This is a genomic window from Kitasatospora sp. NPDC040550, assembly GCF_055594965.1.
Window position 1 is genome coordinate 450023 of the sequence record NZ_JBVIWC010000002.1, and the last position, 19438, is coordinate 469460.

At 72.5% G+C, this 19438-nt stretch carries 17 protein-coding genes; 9 read left to right on the top strand and 8 right to left on the bottom strand.

The window, feature by feature from the left end; genetic code table 11:
* The first annotated feature begins 30 nt into the window (after window positions 1-30).
* Window positions 31-651 (top strand): LysE family translocator, encoded by a 621-nt coding sequence (locus ACZ58X_RS04775; protein ID WP_470332238.1) that lies wholly within the window; start codon window positions 31-33, stop codon window positions 649-651.
* Between the two features lie 45 nt (window positions 652-696).
* On the opposite strand, the gene ACZ58X_RS04780 is transcribed toward ACZ58X_RS04775, so the two are convergent.
* The 7 genes from ACZ58X_RS04780 to ACZ58X_RS04810 all read right to left on the bottom strand — a co-directional run bounded on the left by ACZ58X_RS04780 (window position 697) and on the right by ACZ58X_RS04810 (window position 7950).
* Window positions 697-996, bottom strand: a complete 300-nt coding sequence (locus ACZ58X_RS04780) for a hypothetical protein (RefSeq protein WP_470332239.1) — start codon at window positions 994-996, stop codon at window positions 697-699.
* A 95-nt stretch (window positions 997-1091) separates the two neighbouring features.
* Window positions 1092-2279: an XdhC family protein gene (locus tag ACZ58X_RS04785; RefSeq protein ID WP_470332240.1), complete on the bottom strand. Its 1188-nt coding sequence runs from the start codon at window positions 2277-2279 to the stop codon at window positions 1092-1094.
* A gap of 91 nt (window positions 2280-2370) precedes the next feature.
* Complete coding sequence (locus tag ACZ58X_RS04790; protein ID WP_470332241.1) at window positions 2371-3855, bottom strand: NCS2 family permease; 1485 nt, start codon at window positions 3853-3855, stop codon at window positions 2371-2373.
* Window positions 3856-3943: 88 nt separating this feature from the next.
* On the bottom strand, window positions 3944-4081 hold the full coding sequence (locus tag ACZ58X_RS04795) for a hypothetical protein (protein ID WP_470332242.1): 138 nt from the start codon (window positions 4079-4081) through the stop codon (window positions 3944-3946).
* Between the two features lie 133 nt (window positions 4082-4214).
* Complete coding sequence (gene pucD, locus ACZ58X_RS04800; protein WP_470332243.1) at window positions 4215-6581, bottom strand: xanthine dehydrogenase subunit D; 2367 nt, start codon at window positions 6579-6581, stop codon at window positions 4215-4217.
* Window positions 6578-7066 carry a (2Fe-2S)-binding protein gene (locus ACZ58X_RS04805; protein WP_470332244.1) on the bottom strand — a complete coding sequence of 163 codons (489 nt, stop codon included), beginning with the start codon at window positions 7064-7066 and terminating at the stop codon, window positions 6578-6580. The genes pucD and ACZ58X_RS04805 overlap by 4 nt, the downstream gene beginning before the upstream one ends.
* Window positions 7063-7950 (bottom strand): FAD binding domain-containing protein, encoded by an 888-nt coding sequence (locus ACZ58X_RS04810; protein WP_470332245.1) that lies wholly within the window; start codon window positions 7948-7950, stop codon window positions 7063-7065. The genes ACZ58X_RS04805 and ACZ58X_RS04810 overlap by 4 nt, the downstream gene beginning before the upstream one ends.
* A 398-nt stretch (window positions 7951-8348) precedes the next feature.
* Here ACZ58X_RS04810 and ACZ58X_RS04815 point away from each other — a divergent pair, with 398 nt between their 5' ends.
* Window positions 8349-9941, top strand: coding sequence for a PucR family transcriptional regulator (locus ACZ58X_RS04815; RefSeq protein ID WP_470332246.1), 1593 nt, complete (start codon window positions 8349-8351; stop codon window positions 9939-9941).
* 196 nt (window positions 9942-10137) lie between these two features.
* Here the strand turns inward: ACZ58X_RS04815 and ACZ58X_RS04820 are convergent, their stop codons facing one another.
* Window positions 10138-11271 (bottom strand): alpha/beta hydrolase, encoded by a 1134-nt coding sequence (locus ACZ58X_RS04820; protein WP_470332247.1) that lies wholly within the window; start codon window positions 11269-11271, stop codon window positions 10138-10140.
* A 310-nt stretch (window positions 11272-11581) separates the two neighbouring features.
* On the opposite strand from ACZ58X_RS04820, the gene ACZ58X_RS04825 reads away from it, so the two are divergent.
* The 7 genes from ACZ58X_RS04825 to ACZ58X_RS04855 all read left to right on the top strand — a co-directional run bounded on the left by ACZ58X_RS04825 (window position 11582) and on the right by ACZ58X_RS04855 (window position 19398).
* Complete coding sequence (locus ACZ58X_RS04825) at window positions 11582-12601, top strand: sugar ABC transporter substrate-binding protein (protein ID WP_470332248.1); 1020 nt, start codon at window positions 11582-11584, stop codon at window positions 12599-12601.
* Window positions 12598-13638 (top strand): ABC transporter permease, encoded by a 1041-nt coding sequence (locus ACZ58X_RS04830; RefSeq protein WP_470332249.1) that lies wholly within the window; start codon window positions 12598-12600, stop codon window positions 13636-13638. The genes ACZ58X_RS04825 and ACZ58X_RS04830 overlap by 4 nt, the downstream gene beginning before the upstream one ends.
* Window positions 13635-14513 (top strand): ATP-binding cassette domain-containing protein, encoded by an 879-nt coding sequence (locus ACZ58X_RS04835; RefSeq protein ID WP_470332250.1) that lies wholly within the window; start codon window positions 13635-13637, stop codon window positions 14511-14513. The genes ACZ58X_RS04830 and ACZ58X_RS04835 overlap by 4 nt, the downstream gene beginning before the upstream one ends.
* A complete protein-coding gene (locus ACZ58X_RS04840; protein WP_470332251.1) occupies window positions 14510-15616 on the top strand; it encodes an ROK family glucokinase in 1107 nt (368 codons plus the stop codon). Before ACZ58X_RS04835 ends, ACZ58X_RS04840 begins: the two co-directional genes overlap by 4 nt.
* Before the next feature lie 236 nt (window positions 15617-15852).
* Complete coding sequence (gene ggt, locus ACZ58X_RS04845) at window positions 15853-17640, top strand: gamma-glutamyltransferase (RefSeq protein ID WP_470332252.1); 1788 nt, start codon at window positions 15853-15855, stop codon at window positions 17638-17640.
* 183 nt (window positions 17641-17823) lie between these two features.
* Window positions 17824-18627, top strand: coding sequence for an exodeoxyribonuclease III (locus ACZ58X_RS04850; RefSeq protein ID WP_470332253.1), 804 nt, complete (start codon window positions 17824-17826; stop codon window positions 18625-18627).
* Between the two features lie 183 nt (window positions 18628-18810).
* Window positions 18811-19398: a hypothetical protein gene (locus ACZ58X_RS04855; RefSeq protein ID WP_470332254.1), complete on the top strand. Its 588-nt coding sequence runs from the start codon at window positions 18811-18813 to the stop codon at window positions 19396-19398.
* The last annotated feature ends 40 nt before the right edge of the window (window positions 19399-19438 follow it).

Genomic DNA, 19438 nt, shown 5'->3' on the forward strand with positions numbered 1-19438 from the left:
CCGCCCGGGGCTGTGAGAGCATCGAGGCCCATGGAGATGACAACGGCTCTGTGGTCCTTCGCCCTCGTCGTGGGGCTGCTCACCCTCACCCCCGGGCTCGACACCGCGTTGATCCTGCGGACGTCCGCGCTGGGGCGGCGGCGGCAGGCGTGGGGGGTGGTGCTGGGGATCCAGACCGGCACGCTGATCTGGGGGACGCTGACCTCGGCGGGCGTCACGGCGCTGCTCACCGCCTCGCAGGCGGCGTACGAGGTGCTGCGCTGGGCCGGTGCCGCCTACCTGGTGTGGATGGGCGTCGGGATGCTGCGCAAGCGCGGGGCGGAGGCCGCGACCGAGGAGGAGCCCGCCGAGGGCGGGTTCGTCCATGGCTGGCGGCGCGGGACGCTGACCAATCTGCTGAACCCCAAGGTCGGGGTGTTCTACGTGGCGGTGCTGCCGCAGTTCATCCCGGCCGGGGCCCCGCACTTCGCCGCCGGGGTGGCGCTGACCTGCGTGCACGTGGTGGAGGGCGTGCTCTGGTCGACGGTCCTGGTCGGCTTCGCCCGGGTGCTGCGCGGTTGGCTGCGCCGCCCGGCCGCCCGGCGGGTGATGGACCGGGTGACCGGCGCGGTGGTGGTGGGCTTCGGCCTCAAGCTGGCGCTGGCCGACTGAGTCGCGCTGCCGTACGGGGTCGGAGCGGGCCGCTTCCGGGCCGGCTCAGGCCGGTGCGAGCCGCCGCAGCCCCTCGCGCAGGTCGTCGGCGTTCATGCAGATCCGGACGTCCACGTTCGCCTCCAGCCGCAGCCAGAACGGTTCGCAGATCGCGACGACGGAGGCCTCGTCCGGTACGTCCACGACCAGCAGCATGCCCCGGCGGCCGTCGCCGCCGGCGAAGAAGTACGAGGCCTCGGGCTTGAGTTGGCCGAGGACGCGTTCCAGTTCGGCGCCCATCGAGCCGTCGGCGATGAGCTTGTTGGAGGCAGCGGTGTCGAGGGTGACATCCAGCAGGGCGCGCATGGTCCCCGCTCCTTCCCCGGGCTCGGGGTGAGTCCGCACCTCCAGCCTCCCGCCGCCGCGGCGGCCACGCAACGTGACACCGGACGGGACGGCCCTCAGGCCGCGTGGGTCCGGCGTGCGGGCGTCCGCTCCTCGGCGGGCAGCGCCGCGGTGTCGTGGTGGATCGGCCCGTGGCCGGCGCTCAGCGGCAGGCAGCTGCCGCCGCGGCGGTGGGCGATGATCTCGGCGGCGACCGAGACGGCGGTCTCCTCGGGGGTGCGGGCGCCGAGGTCGAGGCCGATGGGGGAGCGCAGCCGGGCGAGTTCGGCGTCGGTGAGGCCGGCGTCGCGGAGCTTGGCCTGCCGGTCGCGGTGGGTGCGCCGGGAGCCCATGGCGCCGACGTAGCCGACCGGGAGGCGCAGGGCGCGTTCGAGCAGCGGGACGTCGAACTTGGCGTCGTGGGTGAGCACGCAGAGTACGGTGCGGCCGTCGATCCGGCCGAGTTGGGAGTCCAGGTAGCGGTGCGGCCAGTCGACGACGACCTCGTCGGCGTCGGGGAAGCGCCGGGTGGTGGCGAAGACGGGCCGGGCGTCGCAGACGGTGACGTGGTAGCCGAGGAACTTGCCGATCCGCACGACGGCGGCGGCGAAGTCGATCGCGCCGAAGACGAGCATCCGGGGTGCGGGCACGTAGGACTCGACGAAGCAGGTGACCGTCCCCTCTTCCTGTTCGTCGCAGGGCCGGCCGTCGAGGCCGAACACGATCCGTCCGGTGTGTCCGGCGTCGAGCATGGCCCGGGCCTGCGCGACGAGGGCGCGTTCGAGCGCGCCGACGGTGGACGGGCCGACGCTGAGCGCGCCGTGCCGGCCGTCGGCGGTGACGGCGAGGGTGGCGCCGAGGAGTCCGGCGGGGCCGTCGATCACCCGGGCGAGGGCGACGGGCGTCCCGTCGGCGATGTGGCGCAGGCCGGCGTCCATGCCCGGGTCGGTGCCGGGCACGACCGGCTGGACGAACACGTCGAGGATCCCGCCGCAGGTCAGGCCGACGGCGAAGGCGTCCTCGTCGCTGTAGCCGAAGCGTTCCAGGACGGGTTCGCCGGATTCGACGGCGGCCTGGCAGAGCTCGTAGACGGCGCCTTCGACGCAGCCGCCGGAGACGCTGCCGACGGCCTCCCCGGCGGCGTCGACGGCCAGGGCCGCTCCGGGGTCGCGCGGGGCGCTGCCGGAGACGCCGACGACGGTGGCCACGGCGAAGGAGCGCCCGGACGCGTGCCAGGCCTGCAACTGCTCGGCGATGTCCTGCATGTCGGATGCTCCTTACACGTTTCGACAGTAGCGGGGACGCCGCCGTACGGGAAACGATCCCGTACGGCGGCGGTGATGATCAAAGGGGCACTCAGTGCACGCCCAGCCAGGACTTGACGGGGCTGAGGGCGAAGTACACGACGAACACCGCGGTGAGGATCCACATCAGCAGGCCGGGCTCGCGCCACTTGCCCTGGCCGGCCTTGATCACCGAGTAGGAGATGACGCCGGCGGCGACGCCCGCGGTGATGCTGTAGGTGAACGGCATCAGCACGCAGGTGAGGAAGGCCGGGATGGCGACCTCGCGGTCGGACCAGTCGATGTGCCGGGCCTGGCTCATCATCATCGAGCCGATCACCACCAGGGCGGCGGAGGCGACCTCGACCGGGACGATGCCGGCCAGCGGCGAGAAGAACAGCATCAGGGCGAACAGGCCGCCGGTGACGGTGGCGGCGAGGCCGGTGCGGGCGCCGTCGCCGACGCCGGTCGCGGACTCGACGAAGACGGTCTGTCCGGAGGCGCCGGCCAGGCCGCCGACCGCGCCGCCGGCGCCGTCGATGAACAGGGCCTTGGACAGGCCGGGCATCCGGCCCTGCTTGTCGGCGAGCCCGGCCTCGGTGCCGACGCCGATGATGGTGGCCATCGCGTCGAAGAAGCCGGCCAGGACGAGGGTGAACACGGCCACGGAGGCGCTGATCGCGCCCAGGCCCTTGCCGCCGAAGGCGCCGAACAGGTCGACGTGGCCGAAGAGGCTGAAATCGGGGGCGGCGACGGGGCTTCCGGGCCACACCGGGACGGAGTTGCCCCAGGCCTTGGCGGGGACGTCGGCGAGCTTGTTGACGACGACGGCGACCACGGTGCCGCCGGCGATGCCGATCAGGATCGCGCCGCGTACGCCGCGCGCCATCAGCACGAAGATCGTGAGCACGGTGAGGCTGAAGATCAGGACGGGCCAGCCGGAGAGCTCGCCGAAGGGGCCGAGCGACAGCGGGGTGGGGCCGCCGGTGTGCACGAAGCCGGCCTTGTAGAGCCCGATGATGGTGACGAACAGGCCGATGCCGATGGTGATCGCGTGCTTGAGCGGCAGCGGGATGCCGTTCATGATCTTCTCGCGCAGTCCGGAGACCACCAGCAGCACGATCAGCAGGCCGTAGATCACGCACAGGCCCATGGCCTGGGGCCAGGTGGTGTGCGGTACGACGAGTGCGGAGACCGCGCCGGAGACGGAGAGCCCGGCCGCCAGCGCGAGCGGCACGTTGCCGACCACGCCCATCAGGATGGTGGTGACGGCGGCCGCGAGGGCGGTGGCGGTGGTCAGCGCGGCGTGGTCGAGCTTGAGGCCGTTGACGTCCGCGCCGCTGAGGATCAGCGGGTTGAGCAGGATGATGTACGCCATCGCCATGAACGTGGTGAGGCCACCGCGTAGTTCGTTGGCGAGGGTCGAGCCGCGGGCCGAGATCTTGAAGTACGCGTCGAGCGCGCCCTTGGGCTCTGCTGTCGAGGACGAGGGGTGGGTCTCGTCCTCAACGGGTCTGTCTGCTTCAGTGGTGCCGGGCTCCGTGGGGATCCTGGTCATGTCCACTCCCAAGTGTCAAAGGGGGTTGGGGTGGGCGAGCCGACCTGACTGCCAGTCAACGAAGTTGGCACAGGGGGACGGTATCGACTCACTGGTGGCACTCGTCGGGGAGTGCCAGCGGTGCGGCTGGGTGGTGCGGATGGGGTGGTGCGTGGTTGTGGTGCGTGGTGGTGCGGATGAGGGTGGTGCAGTTGAGGGTGGTGCAGTTGAGGGTGGTGCGCACCACTGCGGAACCCCGGCGTGGGCAGGGCAGCGGATGTGGGGGGTCCCGGGGCGGCGGGGAAGACGTGTCGCCGCCCCGGGAAGTACGGCCGTGGTGGAACCGCGCTGGTGGAACCGTGCCGGTCGAACTCCCGGGATCAGCCGGGCTGTTCGGTGGTCAGGTGCTCGGGCCGGACCGGGATCCGGTTGAGCGCGAGTCCGGTCGCGTTGCGGATGGCCGCCACGATCGAGGGGGTCGCCGACACGGTCGGCGCCTCGCCGACGCCGCGCAGCCCGTACGGGGCGTGCGGGTCGGGCAGTTCGAGGACGTCCACCGGGATCGGCGGGGTGTCCAGGATGGTGGGGATCAGGTAGTCGGTGAAGGAGGCGTTGCGCACCTTCCCGTCCCGGACGATGATCTCCTCCATCACGGCCAGGCCGAGGGCCTGGGTGCAGCCGCCCTGGATCTGGCCGACCACGGAGAGCGGGTTGAGCGCCTTGCCGACGTCCTGGACGGCGGTCAGCTCGACCACCTTGACCAGGCCGAGTTCGACGTCCACGTCCACCACGGCGCGGTTGGCGCAGAAGGTGTACTGGACGTGGCCGAAGCCCTGGCCGGTCTCCTTGTCGAAGGCCTGGGTGGGCCGGTGGTGGTGCTCGCGGGTGAGGTCGATGGCCTCGTCGCCGAGCAGGTCCACCATGGGCACCAGCACGCCGGCGCTCTCCGAGACGACCTTGCCGCCGGCCAGCGTGATGTCCTTGTGGGTCCAGCCGTAGCGGCGCCGGCCCTTCTCGATCAGCTCCCGCCGGACGGCCTCGGCGGCGAGCTTCACGGCGCCGCCGGTCATGTACGTCTGGCGCGAGGCGGAGGTCGAACCGGCCGATCCCACTTCGGTGTTGGCCGGGTGGATGGTGACCTGCTCGACGCCCAGCTCGGTGCGGGCGATCTGGGCGTGCACGGTGACGCCGCCCTGGCCGACCTCCGCCATCGCGGTGTGCACCATGGCGACCGGCTCGCCGCCGATCACCTCCAGGCGCACCCGGGCGGTGGAGTAGTCGTCGAAGCCCTCGGAGAAGCCGACGTTCTTGATGCCGACCGAGTAGCCGACCCCGCGCACGATGCCCTCGCCGTGCGAGGTGTTGGAGAGCGCGCCGGGCAGTGAGCGCACGTCGAGGTGCTCGGTGTCCAGCGGCGGCGGCAGCGGCATGTCCTTGGCCCGCTGGAGCAGTTCGGCGACCGGGGCGGGGGAGTCGATCTGCTGGCCGGTGGGCATGAAGTCGCCCTCCGACATCGCGTTCAGCTGCCGCAACTCGACCGGGTCCATGCCGAGTTCGACGGCCAGCTTGTCCATCTGGGTCTCGTAGCCGAAGGCCGCCTGGACGGCCCCGAAGCCGCGCATCGCCCCGCAGGACGGGTTGTTGCTGTAGAGCGCGATGGCATGCATCTTCACGTTCGGGATCACGTACGGGCCGTGCCCCAGCGAGGCGGCGTTGCCGACGACGGCCGGGGAGGCGGAGGCGTAGGCGCCGCCGTCCAGCACGATCCGGCAGTCGGCGAAGACCAGCTTGCCGTCGCGGGTGGCGCCGTGCTCGTAGTGCATCCGCGCGGGGTGGCGGTGGACGTGGCCGTAGAAGGACTCGTCCCGGGAGTACACGATCTTGACCGGCTTGCCGGTGTGCTGGGCCAGCAGGCAGGCGTGGATCTGCATCGAGATGTCCTCGCGGCCGCCGAAGGCGCCGCCGACGCCGGCCAGGGTGAGCCGGACCTTCTCCTCGGGCAGGTCCAGCACCGGGGCCATCTGCTCGCGGTCCACGTGCAGCCACTGGGTGGCGATGTAGAGGTCGATGCCGCCGTCCTCGGCGGGCACGGCCAGTCCGGACTCCGGGCCGAGGAAGGCCTGGTCCTGCATGCCGACCTCGTAGTCGCCGCTGACGATGACGTCCGCCATCGCCCGCACCTCGTCGGTCACGCCGAGGCCGGAGACCAGTCGCTGCTCGTGGCAGATGTTGCCGTACGCGTGGGACTTGTACTCGTGCGGCTCGTGCACGTACCCGTGGGTCTCCGGGTCGAGGCACTGCTCCTCGGTGACGATCGGGGTGAGCACCTCGTACTCGACCACGATCTTCTTCACCGCGCGCCGGGCGGTCTCCGGGTGGTCGGCGGCGACCAGGGCGATCGCCTCGCCGTGGTAGCGGATCTTGTCGATCGCCAGGGCGGGCTGGTCCTGGATCTCCAGGCCGTAGTACTTGGCGCCGGGGATGTCCTCATGGGTGAGCACCGCGTGGACGCCGGGCACCTTGAGCGCCTCGGAGATGTCCACCGAGAGGATGTTGGCCCGGGGGTGCGGCGAGCGCAGCGCCATGCCCCAGAGCATGTCCTCGTGCCACATGTCCGAGGAGTAGGCGAATTCGCCCTTGACCTTCAGGTTGCCGTCCGGGCGCAGCGGCGAGCCGCCGATGCCGTCCTTGGACGCCTGGTTGATGTTCTGCAGGTTCTTCTGGCCCTGGATGGTCCGCGTGGTCATGCCGAAGCCCCCTCACCGGCGCACTTGCGGGCGGAGGCGAGCCGCACCGCGTCCATGATCTTCTCGTAGCCGGTGCAGCGGCACAGGTTGCCCGACAGCGCCTCGCGGATGTCGTTGTCGCTCGGCTGGGCGTCCCGCCCGAGCAGGGCGTCGGTCTGCACCAGCAGCCCCGGGGTGCAGAATCCGCACTGGACGGCCCCGGCGTCGACGAAGGCCTGCTGGACGAGGCCCAGCTCGCCGTTCTCCTCGGCCAGGCCCTCGACGGTGCGGACCTCGCGGTCCTGCACCTGGCCGGCCGCGACCAGGCAGGAGCAGACCGGCACGCCGTCCAGGTAGACGGTGCAGGAGCCGCACTCGCCCTGCTCGCAGGCGTTCTTCGAACCGGGCAGGCCGACGCGCTCGCGCAGGACGTAGAGCAGGCTCTCGCCCTCCCACACGTCGTCGGCCTCGACCGGCTTGCCGTTGGCGGTGAACGTGACCTTCATGCCGCGCTCCTGATCTGCTTGCTGTAGTCGTTCCAACACCAGGTGAGGGTGCGGCGGGCCATCACGGCCAGCGCGTGCCGCCGGTAGTCGGCGGTGCCGCGGACGTCGTCGATGGGGGAGGCGGCGGCCTTCACCAGCTCGCCGAAGCGCTGGATCACCTCGGTGCCCAGCAGCTCCCCGGACTCCCAGAGCCCGCGCTCGGCGAGCACGCCCTGGAGGTACTCCTCGGCCTCGACGGCGCGGCGCGGCGTGGGGGCAGCCGAACCGATACCGGTGCCGACGGTGCCGTTCTTCGGGTGAAGGGCGAAACCGAAGGCGCAGACCGCGATCACCATGGCATTGCGGGTGCCGATCTTCGAGAACTGCTGCGGGCCGTCCGCGACCGGGATGTGCACGGCCCGGATCAGCTCGTCGGCCTCCAGGCTGTTGCGCTTCACACCGACGTAGAACTCGTCGATCGGGATCAGCCGGGTGCCGCGCACCGAGGCCGCCTCGACGAAGACGTCCCGTCCGGCCGCCAGCAGCGCGGGGTGCGCGTCACCGGCCGGGGAGGCGCCGCCGAGGTTGCCGCCGACGCCGCCGCGGTTGCGGATCTGCGGCGAGCCGACGGTGTGGGCCGCGAGGGCGAGCCCGGGCAGCGGCCCGGACAGCTCCGAGATGATCCGGGCGTACGGGACGGAGGCGCCGAGTCGGACGACGCTGCCGTCGTTCGTCCATTCGGTGAGCTCGGTGACGCGGTTCAGGTCGAGAATCGCGGATGGCCGGTGCACGTCGAAGTTCAGCTCGACCATGACGTCCGTGCCGCCCGCGATGGGCAGCGCGGTCGGGTACTCAGCCTTCGCCGCGAGAGCCTCGTCCCAGGTGGCGGGCCGAAGGAACTCCATGCGGGTTTCTCCTCAGGTCTTCGCCGACCGGGTGTCCGGTGGCGTGTCGCCCAGTGAACCCCTGTGACGCGGCCCACTGGCAGTCACCGATGGCATGAAGCCCCGGCTGTGAGCCCGCCCGGCATCCTGTACGTTCCTCTAAGCAGGAGAATCCGCAGCCCAGGTGTTCGCCGAGTGCTACCTACGACCGTAATCCGGCCGTGATTCACGGGCTACGGGCCCGTGACCCGGCGGCCCGCTGGTACGTAACGCCGAGCACGGATGTTCGGGCACACTGTCAGCCCCGGACGGCGTGCCCGGCAGCCCCCACCCCCCGTCCAGGCCCCCGATCCCCGCTTCCACCCCCGCTTCCACCCCGCCTCGCCACCCTGTTCCAGCCCCCCGTTAGGAGTCCGCGGATGCGTGTCCGTGACCTGCTCGCCCCCGGCGCCCCCCGACTGCGCCTGCTCGCGGCGGAGGAGGAGCTGGACCGGCAGGTCAGCGGCGTGATGACCACGGACCTGCACGACCCCGGCCGCTACCTGCACGGCGGTGAGCTGGTGCTCACCGGGATGCTCTGGCGCGGCGGCCCCGCCGACTCCGAGCGCTTCGTGCGGACCATCGCGGCCGGCGGCGCGGTCGCCCTGGCGGCCGGCGAGGCCGAGGTCGGCCCGGTGCCCGAGGACCTGGTCGAGGCCTGCCGCCGGCACCGGATGCCGCTGCTGGCCGTCCCCGACGACATCGCCTTCGGCACCGTCACCGAGTTCATCGGCCGTCAGGTCTCCGCGGACCGCGCCGCCGACCTCGCCGCCCTGGTCGACCGGCACCGGCTGCTGGTGTCGGCGGCCGGCGGCGGCGGACTGGACGCCGTGCTGGACCTGCTCGGCGGCGACCTCGACCTGGACTGCTGGGTGCTGACCCCGACCGGCGCGGTGATCGCCGGCCCGGCCGACCGGCTCACCGCCGAGGACCGCGACCAGCTGGTCCGCGCCCACCTCGCCGCCCAGCGCCAGCGCCGCCGTCCCCCGCACCGGGCCCGACTGGCCGGCGGCGCCTACTCGCTGCTGCCCGCCGCGGCCTCCGCCGAGCACGAGGCGCCGCTCGTCGACTGGGTGCTCGCGGTGGCCGGCGACGTCACCGAATGGACCACCAAGCGCCAGCAGCTCGCCGAGAACCTGGCCCGGCTGGTCGCCGCCGAGCGCCACCGCCGGGACGAGGGCCGCCGGCTGCGCCGCCGGCTGGCCGACGAACTGCTCGCCCTGCTGCGCCGGGACGCCGACCCGGCCGAGATCAGCCGCACCCTGTACGCCTCCTCGGCGATGGCCGCCCGCTACGAGAGCCACGAGCCCAAGTCCCCGGCCCAGGACGCCTCCTGGCTGGTGCTCAGCGCCGAGGGCACCGGCCTGCCCGAGGGCACCGTACGGGCCGTGCTGGAGGAGGCGCTCGGCGGCACCGGCGACCGCGCCCTGGTCGCCGGTGCGGGCAACGGCGCCGTGGTGGTGCTGCCCGCGATGGACACTCCGGTGCCCGCCGACACCCTGCGCGAGCTGCTCGCCCCGCTGGAGGCCGGGCTGGGCTCGGAGGGCCGGATCACCCTCGGCGTCTCCGCCCCCGCCTCCGAGGCCGGCGGCCTGCGCGGCGCCCTGGAGGAGGCCCGGCACGCCCGCCGGATCGCCGCCGCCCGGGTCGGCCGGGTCTGCGTCGCGGGCCCGGAGGAGCTGGCCTCGCACGTGCTGCTGCTGGCCGCCGTCCCGGACGAGGTCCGCCGCGCCTTCCGCAGCCGGCTGCTGGACAAGGTGATCGCGTACGACATCGAGCACCAGGCGGACCTGGTCCGCACCCTGGAGGCCTTCCTGCGCTCGGACGGCTCCTGGACCCGCTGCGCCGGGCAGCTGCACGTCCACGTGAACACCCTGCGCTACCGGATCGGCCGGATCGAGGAGCTGACCGGGCGGGACCTCTCCCGCCTGGAGGACCGGGTGGACTTCTACCTGGCGCTGGAACTGGCCTGACCGTTTCCTGACAGTTCCGCCCGGTGAACGCCGGTCCAGGGAACGGCCGCTTCCTGGGAGGTCGCTGGGGGCCGCCGGAACCGGTCGGGAGCGGCTGGAAGTGCTCGGAACCGGTCGGAAGCCGTCAGGGAAACGGCCGGGGGCCCGTCGCGAACACTCGCGACGGGCCCCCGGCCGTTCCGGCGGTGCCGGTCGGTCACTGCACCGGGATGATCCCGGTCAGCCACTCGAAGGCGCTCGGGACCATCCGCTTCCACATGTCGGTGGTGTGCGGGCCGGTGCTCTCCTCGACCTGGACCTTGGTCGGCTCCTTGGCCGCGGCGGCGATCGCCTGGCCGTCCTCGTAGCCGTCGCCCTTGGCGCCGCTGACCAGCAGGGCGACCTTCGGCGGCTGCTGGGCGGACTTGAGGATGTTGACCGGGTTGTTCTCGGTGCGCAGCTTCGGGTCCTTGCCGACCAGCGAGTCGCCCTCGGTGGCCGGGTCGTTGTAGCCGGACATCGCGATGGCGGCGCGGTAGCGGTTGGGGTGGGCGACCGCGAGCTTGGCCGCGCAGTGGGCGCCGGCCGAGTAGCCGGCGATGGCCCAGCGGTCCGAGGACGGGTCGGCGCGGAAGTTGTCCATCACCATCTGCGGGACGTCGCGGGTGATCCAGGCGTCCGCGTTGATCTTGCCGGGGATGTCGGTGCAGCCGGCGTCCTGGTGGCTGCCCAGCAGCAGGGTGCGCGGCGAGACCAGGATGAAGGGCGCGACCTTGCCCTGCTGCATCAGCGGCTTGAGCTGCTCGGAGACCTTGAGGGTGCCGTACCAGGTGGAGGAGGAGCCCGGGTAGCCGGGGATCAGCTCGACCACCGGGAACTTCTTGTCCTTGAACGCCGGGTCGTTGTACTGCGGCGGCAGCCAGACCAGCACCTCGCCGTCGACCCCGGACACCTGGCCCTTGAGCTCGGTCTTCTGGACGTCGCCGGGCACCGCCGGGTCGTTCACGCCGCCGAACTTCTGCAGCACCTTCGGCGGCTGCTTGGCGGCGTCGCCGGAGCCGTCCTTGCCGTTGCCGGCCGGGTCCACCGGTGCCACCGAGGGCACCGCGCGGACGTGGTCACCGGTGCCGAGCAGGTCGTCCCAGTTGCCGTAGATCAGGTTCGCGTTGTTGACCATCACGAAGACCATCAGGACGGCGGTGACCTGGCAGAACATGATCATGACGATCCGGGACAGGGTGCGCACCGGCTGGGGGCCGCGCACCTTCCCCCAGAAGAGCAGCGCCACCGTGATGGACACCGGCACCAGGATGACGGTGAGGATGAAGAATGGCGTACCTGTCAGTTCCATCGAGTTCTCGTATCCGGGTCGCTCGCCGCCCGGGCCCCACTCGCCCGAACGCACGTCAATGGCATCAGACGGCAACCAGCGGATGATCGGTTGCTGTCCGAATCTGTGCGGAACCTGAGAGGAACATCACGTTTCCGAGCTGCTCCCGCTTCGGGTCGGCGCCTAGTCTGTCACCCGGGCGGCGGTGCTCCGGACCAGATGTTCAGCGAACTTCCAGGAAGGTCCCCCGGGGCACCTTACCTGGCGCGCCGTTCGCACTGCCGGGCGAGGCGGTGCGATCCCGCGCGGCCGGGCCAGAGAGACTATGGGGATGAGCACAACCCGCTTTCGCCCGTCCCGCCGCTTCTGGCCCGTGTGCGCCGTCCTGGCCCTCGCGGTCACCGCGGCCGGTTGCAGCAGTACCGGAGGCAGACGCGCCGAGGAGGCCCGCGCCAAGGCCGCGGCCGCCGGTGGCAGCGCCGTCACCACCCCGCGCTGGAAGGTCGCCATGGTGACCCACGCCGGCGCCGGCGACGCCTTCTGGGACAGCGTGCGCAAGGGCGCCGAGCAGGCCGCCGCCAAGGACAACATCACCTTCCTGTACTCCAACGACGCGCAGACCCAGAACCAGGTCCAGCTCGTCCAGGCCGCGATCGACCAGAAGGTCGACGGCCTGCTGGTCACCCTCGCCAAGGGCGACGCGATGGCCGACGTCCTCGGCAAGGCCAAGGCGGCCGGCATCCCGGTCATCACGATCAACTCCGGTCAGGAGTTCTCCGCGAAGTTCGGCGCCCTCACCCACATCGGCCAGGACGAGTCCTCGGCCGGCCAGGCCGCCGGCACCGAGCTGGCCTCGCGCGGCCGCAAGAACGTGCTGTGCGTGATCCACGAGCAGGGCAACGTCGGCCAGGAGCAGCGCTGCTCCGGCGCCCAGTCCAAGGCCGGCGGCGGCTTCCAGGTGCTGTACGTCAACGGCGTCGACATGCCCGACGCCCGGGCGGCGATCTCCGCCAAGCTCCAGGCCGACCCGTCCATCGACACCGTGCTGACCCTCTCCGGCCCGATGGCCGCCACCGGGCTGCAGGCCGTCCAGGACGCCCACCGCGGCGTGGAGCTGGACACCTTCGACCTGGGCCAGCAGGTGGTCGCCGGGCTCAAGTCCGGCACTGTCGGCTTCGCCGTCGACCAGCAGCCCTACCTCCAGGGCTACGAGGGCGTCGACCTGCTCTGGCTGTACAAGTCCAACCTGGACATGCTCGGCGGCGGCAAGCCCGTCGCGACCGGCCCGCAGATCCTGACCAAGGACGACGCCGGCGCGCTCGCCGAGTACGTCGCGAGGGGGACCAGGTGAGCGGCTCCACCACCCCGGACCTGCTCGTCCAGGACCGTCCGGCCGCCCTGCGGCGCCTCCTCGCCCGCCCGGAGCTGGGCTCGCTGATCGCCGCCGTCGCGGTGTTCGCGGTCTTCGCCGCCGTCGCCGAACCGTTCCTGCGGGTCTCCTCGCTGGGCACCGTGCTCTACGCGGCCTCCACCATCGGGATCATGGCCGTGCCGGTCTCGCTGCTGATGATCGGCGGCGAGTTCGACCTGTCGGCCGGCGTGCTGGTCACCACCGCCGCGCTGACCTCCTCGATGGTCTCGTACCAGTTCACCGCCGTCACCTGGGTCGGCGTGCTGGTCTCGCTGGCCACCACGCTGGCGATCGGCGGGTTCAACGGCTGGATGCTCGGCCGCACCAGGCTGCCCAGCTTCATCGTCACCCTCGGCACCTTCCTGATGCTGACCGGCGCCAACCTGGGCGTCACCAAGGCGATCTCCGGGACGGTCTCCACCAAGTCGATCGCCGACATGCAGGGCTTCGAAAGCTGCCGGTGGCTGTTCGCCTCCGAGGTGAACATCGGCGGGCTGACCGTCAAGGCCACCGTCTGGTGGTGGCTCGGCCTGCTGGTGGTCGGCAGCTGGGTGCTGCTGCGCACCCGCTTCGGCAACTGGATCTTCGCCGTCGGCGGCGACGCGGCGGCCGCCCGCGCGGTCGGCGTGCCGGTCGCCCGGACCAAGACGCTGCTCTACCTGGGCGTCGGCTTCGGCGCCTGGGTGCTCGGGCAGCACCTGCTGTTCTCCTTCGACACCGTGCAGTCCGGCGAGGGCGTCGGCAACGAGCTGATCTACATCGTCGCGGCGGTGATCGGCGGCTGCCTGATCACCGGCGGCTACGGCTCGGTGGCCGGCTCCGCGCTCGGCGCGCTGATCTTCGGCATGGCCAGCAAGGGGATCATCTACGCCCAGTGGAACCCGGACTGGTTCAAGTTCTTCCTCGGCGCGATGCTGTTGCTGGCCGCGCTGCTCAACGCTTACGTCAAGCGCCGGGCGGAACGGGGTCCGCGATGAACGACCAGCTCGGCTCCGGCACGGAGCGCCCGGTGGCCACCGAACCGGCGGGCACCGAACTGCTCGCGCTGGAGGGCGTCGGCAAGACCTACGGAACGGTCCGCGCGCTGCAGGACGTCTCGCTGACCCTGCGGGCCGGCGAGATCAGCTGCGTGCTCGGCGACAACGGGGCCGGCAAGTCCACCCTGATCAAGATCATCGCGGGGCTGCACCGGCACGACGAGGGCCGCTACACCGTCGGCGGCGAGGAGGTCCGGCTGGACTCCCCGCGCCAGGCGCTGGACCGCGGCATCGCCACCGTCTACCAGGACCTCGCCGTCGTCCCGCTGATGCCGGTGTGGCGCAACTTCTTCCTCGGCTCCGAGCGGGGCACGCGCCGCTGGGGCGGCCTGCGCCTGGACGCCGAGGGCATGCGCGCCACCACCCGCGAGGCGCTCGCCAGGATGGGCATCGACCTGCACGACGTCGACCGGCCGATCGGCACCCTGTCCGGCGGCCAGCGCCAGTGCGTGGCGATCGCCCGGGCCGTGCACTTCGGCGCCAAGGTGCTCATCCTGGACGAGCCGACCGCGGCACTCGGCGTCAAGCAGTCCGGGGTGGTCCTCAAGTACGTCACCGCGGCCCGCGACGCCGGGCTCGGGGTCGTCCTGATCACCCACAACCCGCACCACGCCTACCTGGTCGGCGACCACTTCACCCTGCTGAAACGGGGGCGGATGGCCGGCAGCCACCCGCGTGCCGAGATCGGCCTCGAACAGCTCACCACCGAGATGGCCGGCGGCTCCGACCTCGCCGAACTCTCGCACGAGCTGGCCCGACCGTCGGCCCCCGGCCCCACCGAACCCGACTCTCGTGAGGAGCGTCCGCAGCCGTGACCAGCCCCCATGGCAGCACTCGGCCGGCCGTCCTGCCCACCCTGCTCGGCCTCGGCCCACGCGCCGAGCGCCGCCGCCGCGCCCTGCCCGCGGGCATACTGCGGCTGCCCACCATCGGCGTCGACATCGGCGGCACCAAGGTGGTCGCCGGGGTCGTCGACGGCGAGGGCAAGGTGCTGGAGAAGCTGCGCACCGACACCCCCGACAAGAGCAAGAGCGCCAAGGTGGTCGAGGACGTGATCGTCGAGCTGGTGCTCCAGCTCGCCGACCGGCACGACGTCCACGCCGTCGGCATCGGCGCGGCCGGCTGGGTCGACGCCGAGCGCTCCCGGGTGCTCTTCGCCCCGCACCTCAACTGGCGCAACGAGCCGCTCCAGCAGGCGCTCAGCGAGCGGCTGCGGTTCCCGGTGATCGTGGAGAACGACGCCAACGCGGCCGCCTGGGCCGAGTGGCGCTTCGGCGCCGGGCGCGGCGAGGACCACATGGTGATGCTCACCCTGGGCACCGGCATCGGCGGCGCGGTCGTCCGGGACGGCTACGTCGACCGCGGCAAGTACGGCCTGGCGGGCGAGTTCGGGCACATGCAGGTGGTGCCCGGCGGCCACCGCTGCCCGTGCGGCAACCGCGGCTGCTGGGAGCAGTACTCCTCCGGCAACGCCCTGGTGCGGGACGCCCGGGAACTGGTCGCCGAGGAGTCCCCGGTGGTGGAGCCGCTGCTCGCCCGGGCCGGCGGCACGGTCGAGGGCATCACCGGGCCGCTGGTCACCGAGGCCGCCCGGGAGGGCGACCCGACCGCCATCGAGCTGCTCTACGAGGTCGGCACCTGGCTCGGGGTCGGCATCGCCAACCTGGCGGCCGGCCTCGACCCGGGGCGCTTCGTCATCGGCGGCGGCGTCTCCGAGGCCGGCGACCTGCTGCTCGGCCCGGCCCGGGACACCTTCCGCCGCACCCTCACCGGCCGCGGCTTCCGGCCCGAGGCCAGCATCGTCCACGCGGCCCTCGGCAACGAGGCGGGGCTGGTCGGCGCCGCCGACCTGGCGCGGCAGGTCGCGCGGAGGTTCCGCACCATCAAGCGGCGGCGGGTGGAGCGCAGCGCGCTGTAGCGGGGGCGGGGTGGGGCGGCGAACAGGGTTCAGCTGACAAATTTCAGATAACAGATTTCAGCGAACAGATAACGAAATCTGTTCGCTGAAATCTGTCAGCTGTTATCCGTTCCCCCGCACGCCCTTCGCCCCTTCCGTCCCTCCTGTCAACTACCCATTGGTAGCCGTGCGGTGTGGTTGTCGGATTCATGTCTCCTGTGGAACAACTGACGTGACGTCGACTCAGGAGGACTCGGATGAGGGCTCTGTCCCGCCTAGCGCCATCACTGTTGATCGCCACCGCACTGGTCTGGGCCACCACCGGGCCCGCCGGCGCCGCGGCGCCGCCGCCCAAGGCGCCCGAGGCGGTGGGCTGGGGCGGGGCGGTGGCCTCGGTGGACGCCGACGCCACCGCCGCCGGGATCGAGGTGCTGCGCAAGGGCGGGAACGCGGTGGACGCGGCCGTCGCCGCCGCGGCCGCGCTCGGCGTGACCGAGCCCTACTCCTCCGGGATCGGCGGCGGCGGGTACTTCGTCTACTACGACCACGCCACCGGCAAGGTGCACACCATCGACGGCCGCGAGACGGCCGGTCGCACCGCCGACACCGGACTGTTCCTGGAGGGCGGCAAGCCGCTCGCCTTCGCCGACGCCGTCACCAGCGGACTGTCCGTCGGCGTCCCCGGCACCCCGGCCACCTGGGACTCCGCACTGCGCCAGTGGGGCACCCGCTCGCTCGCGCAGAACCTCGAACCCGCCGAGCGGATCGCCGAGAACGGCTTCGTCGTCGACGGCACCTTCCGCGGCCAGACCTCCGACAACTACAGCCGCTTCAAGGACTTCCCGGCCACCGCGAAGATCTACCTCCCCAACGGCAAGCTCCCCGAGGTCGGTTCCGTCCTGCGCAACCCCGACCTCGCCGCGACCTACAAGCTGCTCGCCAAGGACGGCGTGAAGGCCTTCTACCAGGGCGAGTTGGCGCAGGACATCGCCAACACCGTGCAGCACCCGCCAGTTGACCCGGCCTCCGGCCGCAACGCCCGCCCCGGGAAGGTCGACGCCGCCGACCTGGCCGCCTACCAGGCCCGCCGCCAGACGCCCACCCACGTCGCCTACCGCGACTACGACGTCTACTCGATGGCCCCGTCCAGCTCCGGCGGCACCACCGTCGGCGAGGCGCTGCACATCCTGGAGGACGGCGACCTCTCCGGCTACAGCGGCACGCAGTACTACCACCACTTCCTGGAGGCCTCGCGGATCGCCTTCGCCGACCGCAACCGCTGGGTCGGCGACCCGGCCTTCGGCGACGTCCCGACCGAGCGACTGCTCTCCGAGCGCTACGCCGCCTCCCGGGCCTGCCTGATCAGCCCGGACCGCGCGCTCACCAGCCCGCTCGCCCCCGGCGACCCGTACCACCCGGCCGACTGCGCGGACACCGGGCAGGCTCTTCCCGAGCCGTACGAGGGCCCCAACACCACCCACCTGACGGTGGCGGACCGCTGGGGCGACATCGTCTCGTACACCCTCACCATCGAGCAGACCGGCGGCAGCGGCATCACCGTCCCCGGCCGGGGCTTCCTGCTCAACAACGAGCTGACCGACTTCGACTTCGTCCCGCTCGCCGCCGGCGTCCCCGACCCCAACCTGCCCGGCCCGGGCAAGCGGCCGCGGTCCTCGATGTCCCCGACCATCGTGCTGCGCGACGGTGAGCCGCTGCTGGCCACCGGCAGCCCGGGCGGCGCGACCATCATCACCACCACCCTCCAGGTGCTGCTCGGCCGCCTCGACCGGGGCCTGAGCCTGGAGCAGGCGATCGCCGCGCCGCGCGCCAGCCAGCGCAACAGCGCCGTCACCCAGGCCGAGCCCGGCTTCCTGGCGCTGCCGGAGCGGTCCGCGCTGGAGGCCCTCGGGCACCGGTTCGCCGACGGCGGCGAGATCGGCGCCGCCACCGGCGTGGAGCGGCTGCCGGACGGCCGCTGGGTGGCCGCCGCCGAGCCGGTGCGACGCGGCGGCGGCTCGGCCGCGGTGGTCCGCCCCGCGGGCTGACCGCCCGGCGCCGGCCCTGCCCGGCCTTGCCCGACCCGGCCCGGCGCGGCGCCGACCGCCGAGCGCCCGGCCGTGGCGCCGGTCGGGCCGGGTTGTCGGTGCCGGGCGGTATGTTCGGGGTGGGTCTCCCCGTGGGGCCCACCCCCGTCCGTACCGACCGAACCACCGGGAAGGCCGCCCGCCGTGACCGTCCGCATCGCCACCTGGAACATCAACTCCGTCACCGCGCGGCTGCCCAAGCTCCTGGAGTGGCTGGAGAGCGCCAAGCCCGACGTGCTCTGCCTCCAGGAGCTCAAGTGCGCGGCCGACGCCTTCCCGTACGAGCAGGTCCGCGAGCTCGGCTACGAGACGGCCGCGCACGGCACCGGCCGGTGGAACGGCGTCGCGATCGTCTCCCGGATCGGGCTGGAGGACGTCGTGCGCGATCTGCCCGGCCAGCCCGGCTACCTGGCCGACGGCGCCCTGCTGCCCGACGTCGAGCCGCGCGCCATCGCCGCCACCTGCGGCCCGGTCCGGGTCTGGTCGGTCTACGTGCCCAACGGCCGCGAGGTCGACCACCTGCACTACCACTACAAGCTGGAGTGGCTGGAGGCGCTGCGCAAGGCCTCCGCCGAGGACGCGGCCGGCCCCCGCCCCTTCGCCGTCCTCGGGGACTTCAACATCGCCCCCACCGACGCCGACGTCTACGACGTCGCCGCCTTCGAGGGCCTCACCCACGTCACCCCGGTCGAGCGCGCCGCGCTGGCGGCGCTGGGCGAGATCGGCCTGCACGACGTGGTGCCGCGCCCCCTCAAGTACGACCACCCCTACACCTACTGGGACTACCGTCAGCTGGCGTTCCCGAAGAACCGCGGCATGCGGATCGACCTCACCTACGCCAACAAGCCCTTCGCCGACGCCGTCACCGACAGCTACGTGGACCGCGAGGCCCGCAAGGGCAAGGGCACCTCGGACCACGCCCCGGTCGTGGTGGACCTGGACCTCTGAGCCCCGGGGCGGCGGTGACGCCGCGTGACGGTCACGCGGGGTGACGGGCCGTCGCTCGAACGGTCCTGAGCGGTGGCCGGGCCCGCTGGGCCTGCCTACCGTCGGTGAATGACCGGGTGCAGTAGACACACCACGTGGACATGGGAGTCCCCGGCTGCGCCCGAGAATCCCGGAGGTTCCGGCATGCGCCCCACGCGTACGGCCGCCGCCGCCCTGATCGGCGCGACGGTGCTGACCGGTCTGACGGCCCCCCTCGCAGCAGCCAGGGACGGCGCGGCCTCGGTCAGCCCGTCCCAGGCCGCACCGGGCCAGACCGTGACGGTCACGGTCTCCTGCGAGAAGTCGGACAAGCCCGACGCCAAGACCATCACCGCCCACTCCGCCGCCTTCGAGGGCGGCCCCGCGACCCTGACCCTGGGCTCCGACGGCAGGCACACCGGCTCCGCCCGGCTCGCCTCCCAGCACAACGGGGACAGCAAGGTCGACGGCACCTGCCCGGACGGCGGCGCCTTCTCCACCACCGTCAAGGTCACCACCGTGGCCGCCACCGCCCCCGAGACGGGCCTCGGCGACTGGGGCAAGGCGGCGGGGGAGTGGGCCGGCTCGCTCGGCCAGTCCGGCGCCGGCAGTCAGCAGGTCGCCCCGCACGGTGCGGTGAAGACCGGGCTCGGCGGCTCGGTCGCGGCGGACCCGGCGGAGCTGGCCGGAGGGCTGGCCCTGGTCGCGGGCGCCGTCGGCGGCTTCTGGCTGCTCCGGAGGCGCGGTGCCTGACGGCCACGCCCCCCCGCGTACGCGCGCGCCGCGCCGCCGA

Bases quoted from the DNA above. Each gene is read 5' to 3' on its own strand.
- ACZ58X_RS04775 (WP_470332238.1), top strand. From the start codon at position 31: ATGGAGATGACAACGGCTCTGTGGTCCTTCGCCCTCGTCGTGGGGCTG.
- ACZ58X_RS04780 (WP_470332239.1), bottom strand. From the start codon at position 996: ATGCGCGCCCTGCTGGATGTCACCCTCGACACCGCTGCCTCCAACAAG.
- ACZ58X_RS04785 (WP_470332240.1), bottom strand. From the start codon at position 2,279: ATGCAGGACATCGCCGAGCAGTTGCAGGCCTGGCACGCGTCCGGGCGC.
- ACZ58X_RS04790 (WP_470332241.1), bottom strand. From the start codon at position 3,855: ATGACCAGGATCCCCACGGAGCCCGGCACCACTGAAGCAGACAGACCC.
- pucD (WP_470332243.1), bottom strand. From the start codon at position 6,581: ATGACCACGCGGACCATCCAGGGCCAGAAGAACCTGCAGAACATCAAC.
- ACZ58X_RS04805 (WP_470332244.1), bottom strand. From the start codon at position 7,066: ATGAAGGTCACGTTCACCGCCAACGGCAAGCCGGTCGAGGCCGACGAC.
- ACZ58X_RS04810 (WP_470332245.1), bottom strand. From the start codon at position 7,950: ATGGAGTTCCTTCGGCCCGCCACCTGGGACGAGGCTCTCGCGGCGAAG.
- ACZ58X_RS04815 (WP_470332246.1), top strand. From the start codon at position 8,349: ATGCGTGTCCGTGACCTGCTCGCCCCCGGCGCCCCCCGACTGCGCCTG.
- ACZ58X_RS04820 (WP_470332247.1), bottom strand. From the start codon at position 11,271: ATGGAACTGACAGGTACGCCATTCTTCATCCTCACCGTCATCCTGGTG.
- ACZ58X_RS04825 (WP_470332248.1), top strand. From the start codon at position 11,582: ATGAGCACAACCCGCTTTCGCCCGTCCCGCCGCTTCTGGCCCGTGTGC.
- ACZ58X_RS04835 (WP_470332250.1), top strand. From the start codon at position 13,635: ATGAACGACCAGCTCGGCTCCGGCACGGAGCGCCCGGTGGCCACCGAA.
- ggt (WP_470332252.1), top strand. From the start codon at position 15,853: ATGAGGGCTCTGTCCCGCCTAGCGCCATCACTGTTGATCGCCACCGCA.
- ACZ58X_RS04855 (WP_470332254.1), top strand. From the start codon at position 18,811: ATGCGCCCCACGCGTACGGCCGCCGCCGCCCTGATCGGCGCGACGGTG.